The sequence below is a fragment of the Streptomyces sp. NPDC059861 genome (assembly GCF_042731435.1).
In the GTDB taxonomy this organism is placed as follows: Bacteria; Actinomycetota; Actinomycetes; order Streptomycetales; family Streptomycetaceae; genus Streptomyces.
Window position 1 is genome coordinate 247,836 of the sequence record NZ_JBHWJQ010000005.1, and the last position, 12,896, is coordinate 260,731.

At 71.6% G+C, this 12,896-nt stretch carries 12 protein-coding genes; 5 read left to right on the forward strand and 7 right to left on the reverse strand.

Going from position 1 to position 12,896, the window contains the following annotated elements:
- Positions 1-43: 43 nt before the first annotated feature.
- Positions 44-1,090 (reverse strand): LacI family DNA-binding transcriptional regulator, encoded by a 1,047-nt coding sequence (locus ACFV6X_RS06890; RefSeq protein ID WP_365457270.1) that lies wholly within the window; start codon positions 1,088-1,090, stop codon positions 44-46.
- 195 nt (positions 1,091-1,285) lie between these two features.
- On the opposite strand from ACFV6X_RS06890, the gene ACFV6X_RS06895 reads away from it, so the two are divergent.
- Genes ACFV6X_RS06895 through ACFV6X_RS06905 form a run of 3 tightly spaced genes read left to right on the forward strand, consistent with a single transcriptional unit; the run spans position 1,286 to position 4,418 of the window.
- A complete protein-coding gene (locus ACFV6X_RS06895; protein ID WP_385378713.1) occupies positions 1,286-2,437 on the forward strand; it encodes a Gfo/Idh/MocA family protein in 1,152 nt (383 codons plus the stop codon).
- Positions 2,434-3,585, forward strand: a complete 1,152-nt coding sequence (locus tag ACFV6X_RS06900) for a dihydrodipicolinate synthase family protein (protein ID WP_385378716.1) — start codon at positions 2,434-2,436, stop codon at positions 3,583-3,585. The genes ACFV6X_RS06895 and ACFV6X_RS06900 overlap by 4 nt, the downstream gene beginning before the upstream one ends.
- 8 nt (positions 3,586-3,593) lie before the next feature.
- Positions 3,594-4,418 (forward strand): sugar phosphate isomerase/epimerase family protein, encoded by an 825-nt coding sequence (locus tag ACFV6X_RS06905; RefSeq protein WP_385378759.1) that lies wholly within the window; start codon positions 3,594-3,596, stop codon positions 4,416-4,418.
- A gap of 92 nt (positions 4,419-4,510) precedes the next feature.
- On the opposite strand, the gene ACFV6X_RS06910 is transcribed toward ACFV6X_RS06905, so the two are convergent.
- A complete protein-coding gene (locus ACFV6X_RS06910) occupies positions 4,511-4,996 on the reverse strand; it encodes a carboxymuconolactone decarboxylase family protein (protein WP_385378719.1) in 486 nt (161 codons plus the stop codon).
- Between the two features lie 176 nt (positions 4,997-5,172).
- Between ACFV6X_RS06910 and ACFV6X_RS06915 the strand changes: the two genes are divergently transcribed.
- Positions 5,173-6,114, forward strand: a complete 942-nt coding sequence (locus tag ACFV6X_RS06915; RefSeq protein ID WP_385378761.1) for an RNA polymerase sigma-70 factor — start codon at positions 5,173-5,175, stop codon at positions 6,112-6,114.
- Between the two features lie 242 nt (positions 6,115-6,356).
- Here the strand turns inward: ACFV6X_RS06915 and rbsD are convergent, their stop codons facing one another.
- The 5 genes from rbsD to ACFV6X_RS06940 all read right to left on the reverse strand — a co-directional run bounded on the left by rbsD (position 6,357) and on the right by ACFV6X_RS06940 (position 12,342).
- Positions 6,357-6,746 (reverse strand): D-ribose pyranase, encoded by a 390-nt coding sequence (gene rbsD / locus ACFV6X_RS06920; protein WP_385378721.1) that lies wholly within the window; start codon positions 6,744-6,746, stop codon positions 6,357-6,359.
- Entirely contained in the window at positions 6,743-7,645 is a 903-nt protein-coding gene (locus tag ACFV6X_RS06925) for a ribokinase (protein WP_385378724.1), read from the reverse strand. The genes rbsD and ACFV6X_RS06925 overlap by 4 nt, the downstream gene beginning before the upstream one ends.
- Positions 7,646-7,730: 85 nt before the next feature.
- Complete coding sequence (locus ACFV6X_RS06930) at positions 7,731-9,683, reverse strand: substrate-binding domain-containing protein (RefSeq protein ID WP_385378727.1); 1,953 nt, start codon at positions 9,681-9,683, stop codon at positions 7,731-7,733.
- A complete protein-coding gene (locus ACFV6X_RS06935; protein WP_385378730.1) occupies positions 9,673-11,223 on the reverse strand; it encodes a sugar ABC transporter ATP-binding protein in 1,551 nt (516 codons plus the stop codon). Before ACFV6X_RS06935 ends, ACFV6X_RS06930 begins: the two co-directional genes overlap by 11 nt.
- Positions 11,224-11,325: 102 nt before the next feature.
- On the reverse strand, positions 11,326-12,342 hold the full coding sequence (locus ACFV6X_RS06940; protein ID WP_385378733.1) for a LacI family DNA-binding transcriptional regulator: 1,017 nt from the start codon (positions 12,340-12,342) through the stop codon (positions 11,326-11,328).
- Between the two features lie 285 nt (positions 12,343-12,627).
- Between ACFV6X_RS06940 and ACFV6X_RS06945 the strand changes: the two genes are divergently transcribed.
- Positions 12,628-12,896, forward strand: a 269-nt coding sequence (locus ACFV6X_RS06945) for a hypothetical protein (RefSeq protein WP_385378736.1), incomplete at its 3' end; no start/stop codon positions are given.

Consider the following 12,896-nt stretch of genomic DNA (forward strand, 5'->3'; position numbering starts at 1 on the left):
TACGGGGAGGCGCGGTACGTGCCTCAGGCCTGAACCCCGGCCCTCACCCCCGCGGCGCCCCCGTCGACCCCCGCACCATCAATTCCCCCCGCACCGTGGCGATCCCGCCCGGTGGTGGCTCCTCGCGGCCCATGGCGATCCGTCCCGCGCGTGCCCCCGCCTCCGCCAGCGGCAGCCGTACCGTCGTGAGAGCGGGCACGGCGTCGATGCTGAACGGCAGGTCGTCGAACCCGGCGACCGAGACGTCGTCCGGTATCCGCCGTCCCGTCTCCCGCAGCGCGGCGCACGCCCCCAGCGCGACGGAGTCGTTCGCGGCGACCACGGCCGTGAGGGACGGATCGCGGCGCAGCAGCTCCAGCGTGGCCTCGTAGCCGGACCGGCGGTCGTAGCGACCGTGGACGGTCCAGCGCGGGTCCTCCGGGATTCCCGCCGCCTCCAGCGCGGCCCGGTGCCCCTCCAGCCGGTGCCGGGTCGTGGTCCGCTCCTCCGGGCCGGCGATGTAGCCGAGCCGGCGGTGCCCCAGGCCGATCAGATGCTCCGTCAACTGCCGTCCACCGCCGCGGTTCTCGAAGGTCAGCGCCACCGCCTGGGTCTCCGGCGCGGGCGGCCGCCCGCACAGCACGACCCGCGTCCCGGCCTCGGTCAGCCTGCGCAGTTTCGCCGACACCGCCGCCACATGTGCGGCGTCCTCCACCGCGCCACCGGTGAGCACGACAGCGGCGGCGCGCTGCCGCTGCAGCAGGGTCAGATACGTCAGCTCGCGCTCGGGGGAGCCGCCCGTGTTGCAGACGACCGCGAGCCGCTCCCCGCCGGCTCTGCCGCCCGGCCCGCCGATCTCCGACTGGATGGCGCTCGCCATGATTCCGAAGAACGGGTCGGCGATGTCGTTGACCAGGATGCCGACCAGGTCGGAGGTGGCCGCGGCGAGCGCGCTGGCGGGGCCGTTGAGGACGTAGTCCAGCTCGTCGACCGCCTTGAGCACCCGCTCGCGGGTGGATGCGGCCACCGGGTAGTTCCCGTTCAGCACGCGCGACACCGTCGCGGGCGAGACCTGGGCGCGGGCAGCCACGTCCGCCAGGGTCACCGTCATCTCGTCGTCCTCCGGTAGCGCAGCCTGTGATTCTCCGCGTTGACCATACGGCCACCGCCTCGAGTTGTTCGCCCCCTCGAACAACTCAAGACGGTCACACCCTTGTCCGGACCCCTGCTCAGAGGCTAGCTTCTCCGTGTAGAAAGCGCTTGCTGTATCGCTCACTGCCCACTAGTCACAGCGAGAGGGAACCACGTGAACCGCAAGACGGTGCGCATCGCCATGAACGGCGTGACCGGGCGCATGGGCTATCGCCAGCACCTCGTCCGCTCCCTCCTGGCCCTCCGCGAACAAGGCGGTCTCGACCTCGGCGACGGCACCGTGCTGTGGCCCGAGCCCGTCCTCGTCGGCCGCCGCGAGCGCGCCCTGCGGGCGCTGGCCGATCGGCACGGCCTGGAGCACATCTCCACGGACGTCGACGCGGTCCTCGCCGACCCGGCCGTCGACATCTACTTCGACGCCCAGGTCACCTCCGCCCGCGAGGAGGCCCTCCGGAAGGCGATCGCGGCCGGCAAGCACGTCTACACCGAGAAACCGACGGCCACCGGACTCGCCGGCGCCCTCGAACTGGCCCGCCTCGCCAAGGGCGCCGGCATCAAGCACGGCGTCGTCCAGGACAAGCTGTTCCTGCCCGGGCTGCTCAAGCTGAAGCGGCTCGTCGACGGCGGCTTCTTCGGCCGCGTGCTGTCCGTCCGCGGCGAGTTCGGCTACTGGGTCTTCGAGGGTGACTGGCAGTCCGCCCAGCGCCCGTCCTGGAACTACCGCACGGAGGACGGCGGCGGCATCGTCGTCGACATGTTCCCACACTGGGAGTACGTCCTGCACGAGCTCTTCGGCCGGGTGACCTCCGTGCAGGCCGTCGCCACCACCCACATCCCGCAGCGCTTCGACGAGAACGGCAAGCCCTACGACGCCACCGCCGACGACGCCGCGTACGGCATCTTCGAACTCGACGGCGGCGCCATCGCCCAGATCAACTCCTCCTGGACCGTGCGCGTCAACCGCGACGAACTGGTCGAGTTCCAGGTGGACGGCACGGAGGGCTCGGCGGTCGCGGGCCTGCGCGACTGCCGCGTCCAGCACCGCGCCGCCACCCCCATGCCGGTCTGGAACCCGGACCTCCCGGCCACCTACGCCTTCCGCGACCAGTGGCAGGAGGTGCCGGACAACGCCGAGTTCGAGAACGGGTTCAAGGCCCAGTGGGAACTGTTCCTGCGCCACGTCTACGCCGGCGCCCCCTACCACTGGGACCTGCTCGCCGGCGCCCGCGGCGTCCAGCTCGCCGAACTGGGCCTGAGGTCCTCGGCAGAGGGCCGCCGTATCGACGTACCGGAGATCACGCTGTGACGATCCGACTCCCTGACGCGCACGGGGACCTGCGGACCTACGAGCCCCGCTCCGAACCCCTGGCCCTCACTCCCGGCGCGGGCCCCTCCTCCCGTACGGTCCTCGCCGCCGCACACGTCGTCGCCGACCCGTTCGCCGACGCCACCCCGGACTCGCCCGCCGCGATCGACTGGGACGCCACGCTCGCCTTCCGCCGCCATCTGTGGTCGCACGGGCTGGGCGTCGCCGAGGCGATGGACACCGCCCAGCGGGGCATGGGCCTGGACTGGGCGGGCGCGGCGGAGCTGATCCGCAGGTCGGCGGCGGAGGCGAAGGCGGTCGGTGGCCGTATCGCCTGCGGAGTGGGGACGGACCAGATCACCTCAGGCACCCTCGCGGAGGTCCGCGCCGCCTACGAGGAGCAGCTCGCGCTGGTCGAGCGGTCCGGCGCCCAGCCGATCCTCATGGCCTCGCGTGCACTCGCGGCCGCCGCGACCGGCCCCGAGGACTACCTGGAGGTCTACGGTCACCTGCTGCGCCAGTCCGCCGAGCCGGTGATCCTGCACTGGCTGGGCCCGATGTTCGACCCGGCGCTGACGGGCTACTGGGGGTCGGAGGACCTCGACGCGGCCACCGGCACGCTCCTGGACGTGATCGCCGCCCACCCCGGCAAGGTCGACGGCATCAAGGTCTCCCTGCTCGACGCCCGGCGCGAGATCGACCTGCGCCGGCGGCTCCCGAAGGGCGTCCGCTGCTACACCGGCGACGACTTCCACTACCCCGAGCTGATCGCGGGCGACGAGCGCGGCTTCAGCCATGCCCTTCTCGGCATCTTCGACCCGCTCGGCCCGCTGGCGGCGGAGGCGGTACGCGTCCTGGACACCGGGGACGTGACGGGCTTCCGCGGCCTGCTCGACCCCACCGTCGAACTGTCCCGCCACCTCTTCCAGGCACCGACCCGCTTCTACAAGACCGGCGTGGTCCTGCTGGCCTGGCTGGCCGGCCACCAGTCGCACTTCACGATGGTCGGCGGACTCCAGTCGGCCCGCTCCCTCCCGCACCTCGCCCGCGCCTACGAACTCGCGGACGGGTTGGGCCTGTTCCCCGACCCGAAGCGGGCTCAGGAGCGGATGAGGACCCTGCTCGCGCTGTACGGGGTGACGCAGTGAGCACCGCAATGGAGCGTTTCAGCATCAACCAGATGACCGTGAAGCAGCTGGCCCTGCCCGAACTTGTCTCGGCCTGCCTGGAGTTGGGGGTCCCGGGTGTGGGCCTGTGGCGCGAGCCGGTCCAGTCGTACGGCGTGGAGGCGACCGCCAAGCTGGTCCGAGGGGCGGGCCTGACGGTCACGACACTGTGCCGCGGCGGCTTCTTCACCGCGATCGACCCCCAGGAGCGGGCCTGCGCTCTCGCCGACAACCGCCGCGCGATCGACGAGGCGGCCACGCTCGGCACGGACACGCTGGTCCTGGTCTCGGGCGGCCTGCCGCCGGGCTCCAAGGACCTGCGCGGCGCACGGGAACGCGTCGCGGACGCGCTCGCGGAACTCGGCCCGTACGCGCAACGGCACGGAGTCCGCCTCGCGATCGAGCCGCTCCACCCGATGTACGCCTCCGACCGCTGCGTGGTCTCGACCCTCACGCAGGCCCTCGACCTCGCGGAACGCTTCCCCGCGCACCAGGTCGGCGTCGCGGTGGACACGTATCACATCTGGTGGGACGACGCGGCGCCGCGACAGATCGCCCGCGCGGGCGCCGGCGGCCGCATCCACACCTTCCAACTCGCCGACTGGACCACCCCGTTGCCTGAGGGCGTCCTCACCGGCCGCGGCCAGATCGGCGAGGGCTCGATCGACATGCGGGAGTGGAAGGGCTACGTCGAGGCCGCCGGGTACACCGGACCGATCGAGGTCGAACTCTTCAACGAGGCCCTGTGGGCCCGGGACGGCCGTGAGGTACTGGCGGAGACCGCGACGAGGTTCGCACGCGAGGTGATGCCGTGAACGCGTGCGTGCGGGGCTGACCCGATCCGCACTCGCGGGACCCCGGCCGGCCCGGAGCCTGGGGCCAGGGCCGGTTCGGGGCCGTCCGGGGGTCAGCTGAGCGCGGCTGTGAACATGCCGGGCTCGTAGGAGCCGCCCCGCTGGTGCACGATCACCGCGAGCCGGTTGGCCGCGTTGATCAGGGCGACCAGGGCGACCAGCGCCGCGATCTGGTCGTCGTCGTAGTGCTTGCGCACCCGGTCCCACGTCTCGTCTGACACGCCGGGGCCGGCGTCGGCGAGGCGGGTGCCCTCCTCGGCGAGCGCCAGCGCGGCCTGCTCGGCCTCGGTGAACACGGTGGACTCCCGCCAGGCGGCGACGAGGTTCAGCCGGACGGCGCTCTCACCCGCCGCCGCGGCCTCCTTGGTGTGCATGTCGATGCACCAGCCGCAGCCGTTGATCTGGCTGGCGCGCAACGACACCAGCTCCTGCGTGGCCGGCGGCAGCGCAGACTGGTGGATGACAAGGCCGGCGTTGGCGAACCTCTTGGCGAACTTGGCGCCGAGCTCGTTCTCGAACAGGTTGAATCGGGCGTCCATGACTGCGTCCTCACTCACTCGCGGCGTCGCACTGACGAACACGAGATGCCGGCGGACGGATCCCTGTGACGCCGCGATGGTGTGACGTGAGCCACCGCGCGGCGATGTCACAGACCCGCGGGCACCGGCGTCCTGTGCGCGTGGCACTTCGAGGAGCGAAGAGGCGGGAGCAGCGGATGAACGGCGAGGGCAGCGAGCGCACGCGGGTCACGGCCGGGCGGCACGCCGGCGGCGGACGCGTGGACCCGGCCACCGAGGCGTTCGTCGCCCACCGCAACCTGCTGTTCACGGTCGCCTACGAGATGCTCGGCTCGGCCGCCGACGCCGAGGACGTCCTTCAGGAGACCTGGCTGCGGTGGGCCGGCGTCGATCTCGGCACCGTGCGGGACCGGCGCGCGTACCTGGTCCGGATCACCACCCGCCAGTCACTGAGCCGGCTGCGGACCCTCGGCCGCCGCAAGGAGTCCTACGTCGGCTCCTGGCTGCCCGAGCCGCTGCTGACCACCCCGGACGTGGCCGAGGACGTCGAACTGGCCGACAGCGTCTCCATGGCGATGCTGCTGGTGCTGGAGACGCTGACACCCACCGAGCGGGCGGTGTTCGTGCTGCGCGAGGTCTTCGACCTCGGATACGACGAGATCGCCGAAGCCGTCGACAAGATGCCTGCCACCGTCCGCCAGATCGCCCACCGGGCACGGGCGCACGTCGCGGCACGGCGACCCCGCGGGGTCGTCTCCCCGACCGAGACCCGGGAGGCGCTCGACGCGTTCCGGCGGGCGGTGGAGACCGGTGATCTGCAGAGCCTGCTCGACATCCTCGCGCCGGACGTCGTCCTCATGGGCGACGGCGGCGGGGTCAAGCAGGCGATCCTGCGGCCCGTCGTCGGGGCCGACAAGGTGGCCCGCCTGATGATCGGCGGGCTGAGCAGGGTCCCGGGCCCGGCGCGGCTGCGGCCGACGGAGGTCAACGGCCGTCCGGCGCTGTTCCTCCAGCTCGACGGTGAGCTGGACACCGTCGTGGCGGTGCGCATCGACGACGGCCTCATCACCGGGCTCTACGCCGTGCGCAACCCCGAGAAACTCTCGCGCATGGACCGGGAAACCATCCTGCGCCGCTGAAGCCGGGGCTCCACGGACACGCTTGCGGAAAATCCGGCAAGAAATTCCCGCCGCGGGACGCAACCCTCCCCGGCCACCGGGGGTCGTACTTGGAGTCAGAGCTTCCGTGGGGGGAATCTGGGGGGATCCGGGGGGATCCGGGGGGATCGCGGGGGGTTCTGACGGGAGGGGAAAGCCGAGGGGGCCGGTCCGTCGACCGGCCCCCTCCACGCGTGCCCACGAGCCGGCAGGACTCACAGGACTCAGAAGAACACCCCGCAGCGCAGCAGCACGTTCGCGTACGGCGTCGCCTCCCCGGTGCGTACGACCAGCCGCGCGCCCCCCGACAGCTCCTTGAGCCGCTCGTGGGGTACGAGGCCGAGCTCCGGGAAGCACCCGTCCAGCAGCGCGGCCACCGCCGGATTGGCCCCCCGTACCTCCGTCGCCGCCGTCGCGCCTTCCACGACCAGCTCGGCCAGCAGCCCGTCCAGCACGTCGGCGAACGAGGGCACCCCGGCCCGGAAGGCCAGGTCGACGACGCGCGGACCGGCCGGTATCGGCATCCCGGCGTCGCACACCAGCACCCCGTCCCCGTGCCCCAACTCGGCCAGCGCACCGGCGAGGTGACGGTTGAGGATCCCTGCCTTCCTCATAGCGCGGCGACCTCTTCCGGCGTCGGGTACGACTCCTGAGCCCCCGCCTTCGTCACGGCCGCCGCCCCCACCCGCGCCGCGTACGCCGCCGCCTCCGCGAGGGTGTCGCCCTGACCCAGCCGCCAGGCCAGCGCCGCCGTGAAGGCGTCGCCCGCGCCGGTGGTGTCGACCGCGTCGACCTTGACCGAGGGCACCTGGGTAACCCCCTGCGCGGAGGCCACCAGCGCACCCTCCGCCCCCAGTGTCACGACCACCGAGCGCGGCCCGCGCGCCAGCAGGATCCGCGCCCAGCCGGCAGGGTCGTCGCCGACCAGGGCGTCCCCGAGGATCACCTTCGCCTCGTGCTCGTTCACGATCAGCGGGTCGCACGCCGCCAGCACCTCCGGCGGGAGCGGTCGCGGCGGCGAGGGGTTCAGCACGAACCGGCTGCCGGGCGCCGTACTGCGCACCGCTTCCACGACCGTCTCCAGCGGGATCTCCAACTGCGCCGAGACGACCCGCGAGGCCTGGAACAGGCTTCCCGCCGCCCGTACGTCGTCGGGCCTGAGCCTTCCGTTCGCCCCCGGCGACACCACGATGCTGTTGTCGCCTGACGGGTCCACGGTGATCAGTGCGACGCCGGTCGGCGCACCGCCGGCCAGCACGCCCACCGTGTCGACCCCGGCCGCCCGCTGCGAGTCGAGCAGCAGCCGACCGTACGCGTCGTCACCGACCCGGGCCAGCAGGGCCGTACGGGCTCCCAGCCGGGCGGCCGCGACCGCCTGGTTGGCGCCCTTGCCGCCCGGGTGGACGGCCAGATCGGACCCGAGCACCGTCTCGCCGGCCGCCGGCCGCCGCTCGACGCCGATCACCAGATCGGCGTTGGCCGACCCGACGACCAGGAGGTCGTAGTCGTACATGAAGGTCTCCCTGATACGCGTACCTGGTAAGTGACGTGAGCCGTCGGCGGGTGCCGGGGTCGGGGCCGACCCCGGCACGCGACCGTCAGCCGCCGAAGCCGGCCACGTTCTCCTTCGTGATCACCTTCACCGGCACCTTCACCGTCGCACTCACCTTCTCGCCCTCGGCCGCCCGCAGGGCGTTGTCCACGGCGATCCGGCCGAGTTCCTTCGGCTGCTGGGCCACAGACGCGTACAGTGTCCCGTTCTCGACCGCCTTCAGCCCGTCCGGCGTGCCGTCGAAACCGACGACCTGGACCGACTTGCCGGCCTTCGAACCCAGAGCCTTGATCGCGCCGAGCGCCATCTCGTCGTTCTCCGCGAACACACCGTCGATGTCGGGGTGCGCCTGGAGCAGGTTCGTCATCACGTCGAGGCCCTTGGTGCGGTCGAAGTCGGCCGGCTGCTTGGCGACCACCTTGATGCCCGGGTAGTCCTTCAGCCCCTCGGCGAAGCCCGCGCCGCGTTCCCGGCTGGCGGAGGTGCCGGCCTGGCCCTGGAGGATCACGATCGTGCCCTGGCCGCCGAGCTTCTCGGCGAGCGCCTTGGCGCCCAGCTCACCGCCCTCGACGTTGTCGGACGCGACGAGCGCGGCCGTCTTCGCCTCGTTGACGCCCCGGTCGACGGCGACGACGGGGATGTCGGCCTTGTTGGCGGCCCGAACCGACGGACCGGCCGCGTCCGAGTCCACCGGGTTGACGACGATCGAGGACACGCCCTCGCTGGTGAAGTTCTGCAACTGGTTGGCCTGTTGCGAGGCGTCGTTCTGCGCGTCGGTGACGGTGAGGTCGACGCCGAGCTTCTTCGCCTCGGCCTCGGCGCCCGCCCGGATCTGCACGAAGAAGGGGTTGTTGAGCGTGGACAGCGACAGCCCGACCTTCTTCTGCGTGCCGGACGAACCGGTGTGCAGCAGCGAGGTCGCCGCGACCACCGCCACCGCGAGCACGGCGGCGAGCAGATAGGTGATCGCCTGCTTGCGCCTGTCGCCGCCCCCACCGGCACCCACCGGCGTCGACCCCGCCTTGCGCCGCACGGTGTCGAGCAGCACGGCCAGCGCGATCACCACACCGATGACCACCTGCTGCCAGAAGGCCGACACGGACAGGAGGTTGAGGCCGTTGCGCAGCACCGCGAGGATCAGCGCGCCGATCAGCGTGCCGGACGCCTTGCCGGTACCGCCCGCGAGCGAGGCGCCGCCGATGACGACGGCCGCGATGGCGTCCAGCTCGTACCCCTGCGCGGCCTGCGGCTGCGCGGAGGACAGCCGGGAGGCGAGCACGATGCCCGCGGCGGCCGCGAACAGCCCGGAGAGCGCGTAGATGGCGAGCTTCTGCTTCTTCACCCGCAGCCCCGACAGCCGGGCCGCCTCCTCGTTGCCGCCGATCGCGTACATGGACCGCCCGAGGTACGTCCGGCCGAGCACGAACGCCGTGATCAGACCCATGACGATCATCACCAGCACGGGCACCGGCAGCCATCCGCCGAGCGTGTCACCGAGGTGCGAGATCGAGTCCGGGAAGGCGATGGGCGAGCCCTGCGAGATGACCAGCGACAGACCGCGCGCCACGGACAGCATGGCGAGCGTCGCGATGAACGGCGGCAGCTTGCCGTACGAGATCAGGAAGCCGTTGACGAGACCACAGGCGATGCCGGTGGCCACCGCGAGGAGGACCGCCAGTACGACGGGCACGCCCTCACTGGTGGCGCTCCACGCCAGCACGGTGGCCGACAGCGCCGCCACCGACCCCACGGACAGGTCGATGCCCGCCGAGACGATCACGAACGTGACGCCGAAGGCGAGGATCGCGGTGACGGCGGCCTGGACGCCGATGTTGAGCAGGTTGTCGGCGGTCAGGAAGTCCCCGGACAGCGCCGACAGCGCGATGACGAGGACGATGAGCGCGGTGAGCGCCCCGTTGTCGAGCAGCAGCCGGCGCAGTCCGCCGGGGCCGGAGGCGCCGCCCGCGCCCGCGGAGCTCTTGAGCGTGTCAGTGGCCACGGGAGGCCTCCGTTCCATCGGTGTCGGTGTCGCCGTCGGTGACGGCATTGCCGGGGGTACTGACGGCGAGCGCCATCACGGTGTCCTGGGTCGCCTCGCCGGCGGGGAGTTCGCCGGCGATCCGCCCCTGCGCCATCACCAGCACCCGGTCGCTCATGCCGAGCACCTCGGGCAGATCGCTGGAGATCATCAGGACGGCGGCGCCGGCGGCCGTCAGTTCGTTGATGAGCTGGTAGATCTCGACCTTGGCGCCGACGTCGATCCCGCGCGTCGGCTCGTCGAGGATCAGCACCTTGGTGTTCGCCAGCAGCCATTTGCCGATGACGACCTTCTGCTGGTTGCCTCCGGACAGAGTCCGCACATGCTGCCCGAGCCCGGCCATGCGCACCCCGAGCTGCCGGGCGATCCGCGTGGCGGATTCGTGCTGTCCCCTGAGGTCGACCAGCCCGGCCCGGGTGGCCGACCGCAGGGTCACGAGCCCGAGGTTCTCCTCCACGGAGGCGTCCAGCACGAGCCCCTGACCTTTGCGGTCCTCGGGCACGAGCCCGATCCCGGCGGCCATGGCGGCGCCCACGTCATGGCGCCGCACGGCCGTACCGGCGACCTTCACGGCCCCCTTGTCGTAGGGATCGGCCCCGAACACGGCCCGTACGACCTCCGTACGGCCCGCCCCGACGAGCCCCGCGATCCCGACGACCTCACCGGCCCGCACCTCGAAGCTCACGTCGTGGAAGACCCCGTCCCGGGTGAGCCCCTCGACGGTCAGCAGCGCGGCGCCGGCGTCGGCCCGCTCCCGCGGGTACTGCTGCTCGATCGACCGCCCCACCATGAGGCGTACGAGCTCGTCCTCACCGGTGGAGGCGGGCACCTGCCCGACGCTCCTGCCGTCACGGATCACCGTCACGCGGTCACCGAGAGCGGCGATCTCCTCCAGGTGGTGCGTGATGAACACGACCCCGACCCCGTCCGCGCGCAGCTGCCGCACGATGGCGAACAGCTTCTCCACCTCTTCGGTGGTCAGGACGGCGGTCGGCTCGTCCATGATCAACACGCGCGCGTCAAGACTGAGCGCCTTGGCGATCTCGACCATCTGCAGCCGGGCGATGCCGAGTTCCCGCACACGCGCGCGGGGGGAGACCCGCACGCCCACGCGTGCGAGCAGTTCCTCGGCGTCCGCCTCCATCCGCTTCCGGTCGATCACCCCGAAGCGCCGGGGCTGCCGCCCGAGAAAGATGTTCTCGGCTACGGACAGGTCGGGAACGAGGTTGAACTCCTGGTAGATGGTGGCGATCCCGAGGCGCTCGGAGTCCTGCGCACCGTTGATGCGCACCTCCTCACCACCTACGAGGATCCGCCCGGCGTCGGGCGTGTAGGCACCGGAGAGCATCTTGATCAGCGTGCTCTTGCCGGCGCCGTTCTCACCGAGCAGCACATGCACCTCCCCGCGGCGCAGATCGAAGTCCACGCCGTCGAGCGCGACCACGCCGGGGAAGGTTTTGCGGATGCCCTCGATACGCAGCAACTCGTCCGGGTCGCTCACGACGTACTCCTTCGTACGGGGACTGTGGGGGGACTGTCTGTGGGGGAGGGGAGGGGAGGGGAGGGGAGGGGAGGGGAGGGGATGGGATGGGAGAGGGGAAGGTCAGGTGGGGGAGTGCCGACTGCCGCCCGGCGCGCCGCACGACCGGCGTACGACGAGACGGGCGGGGAGGGTGACGGACTCGCCCGGCCGCCCCTCGATCCGGGCGACCAGCGCGCGCACGGCGGCACGCCCCAGATCGCCGGTGGGCTGGGCGACGGCGGTGATCGGCGGATCGGTGTGCACGAACCACCGGATGTCGTCGAAGGCGGCGAGCGCGATGTCCTCGGGCACCCGCAGCCCACGCGCGCGTACGGCGTCCAGCGCGCCCAGGGCCATCAGGTTGTCGGCCGCGAAGACGACCTCGGGCGGTTCGGGCAGGTCGAGGAAGCCCTCGGTGACCCGGCGTCCGCTGTCGGCCTGGAAGTCGCCCTGCCCTATGTAGGCCTCCGGGAGATCGAGGCCGTACGCGCCGAGCGCCTCCCGGAAGGCGTCCACGCGCTCCCGCCCGGTCGTGGTGGCCGCCGGCCCCGCGATGATCGCGAGCCGCCGGTGCCCGAGGCCGTACAGATGGGCGACGAGGTCGCGCACGGCGGCCCGCCCGTCCGCCCGCACCACGGGCACATCGACGCCCGGGATCCACCGGTCCACGAAGACCATCGGGGTCCCCGCGCGCACGGCGTCCAGCATCAGCGGCGAGCCGCCGTCGGTGGGGGAGACGAGGAGGCCGTCGATGCGGCGGTCCAGCAGGTTCCGTACGTGGTGGTCCTGGAGCTCGGGCCGCTCGTCGGCGTTGCCGATGATCACGCTGTAGCCCAGGGCCCGGGCCTCCTCCTCGACGGAGCGGGCCAGCTCGGTGAAGTACGGGTTCATCACGTCGCTGATGACCAGGCCGAGGGTGTGGGTCTGGTCGGTGCGCAGGGACCGGGCGACGGCGTTCGGGCGGTAGCCCAGCGTCTCGACGGCGGTCAGCACACGCGTGCGCGCGTCCGCGCTGACCGACGGATGGTCGTTCAGCACACGCGAGACCGTGGCGACGGAAACGCCTGCCGCGGCGGCGACGTCCTTGATGCTCGCCATTGCCGGTCCACCTCCTCGTGGCTCATGGAATCGATTACATCGATGGGTGTAGAGGTGATTGGAATCGATTACATCCAGATGTGGCAAGGGGTGACGCCAACCGAAACCCAATCGTGACATTCGGGCGCCGAGCGCCATTCGGGCCCACTCCGGCGGACCTCTCGAACCGCCCTGTAGCTGGGTTGTGACGCAACGCGGTTGCAGGTGCGATCGGTGTTGGATGAACATGGTGGGCACAGAAAGACACCGCCAAGTCAGAACGCGGACGGGGGAGGCGAGTTCGGTATGAAGTTCGACATGGGTGCGCAGACGCTGTCGTCGTTGATGCGTGATTCGCGCGGTTCGAGTGATGATCTCGGGACGTTGATCCGGCAGTTGGTGCAGGCGGCGCAGCCGTTGGAGGGCAAGTTCAACGGCACGGGCCGGGCGATGTTCGATCAGTTCAAGGCGCGCGCGGACGAGATCACCAGTGAGCTCAACGGTTCGCTGTCGGCGATCCTGGGTGGTCAGTCGGGTATGGAGTCGGCGTTCAGCTCGGGTGATCAGGAGCAGGG

Excerpts from the sequence above, each read along its gene's own strand:
- rbsD (WP_385378721.1), bottom strand. The coding sequence starts at position 6,746 with ATGAGGAAGGCAGGGATCCTCAACCGTCACCTCGCCGGTGCGCTGGCC.
- ACFV6X_RS06925 (WP_385378724.1), bottom strand. The coding sequence starts at position 7,645 with ATGTACGACTACGACCTCCTGGTCGTCGGGTCGGCCAACGCCGATCTG.
- ACFV6X_RS06940 (WP_385378733.1), bottom strand. The coding sequence starts at position 12,342 with ATGGCGAGCATCAAGGACGTCGCCGCCGCGGCAGGCGTTTCCGTCGCC.
- ACFV6X_RS06910 (WP_385378719.1), bottom strand. The coding sequence starts at position 4,996 with ATGGACGCCCGATTCAACCTGTTCGAGAACGAGCTCGGCGCCAAGTTC.
- ACFV6X_RS06915 (WP_385378761.1), top strand. The coding sequence starts at position 5,173 with ATGAACGGCGAGGGCAGCGAGCGCACGCGGGTCACGGCCGGGCGGCAC.
- ACFV6X_RS06905 (WP_385378759.1), top strand. The coding sequence starts at position 3,594 with ATGGAGCGTTTCAGCATCAACCAGATGACCGTGAAGCAGCTGGCCCTG.
- ACFV6X_RS06890 (WP_365457270.1), bottom strand. The coding sequence starts at position 1,090 with ATGACGGTGACCCTGGCGGACGTGGCTGCCCGCGCCCAGGTCTCGCCC.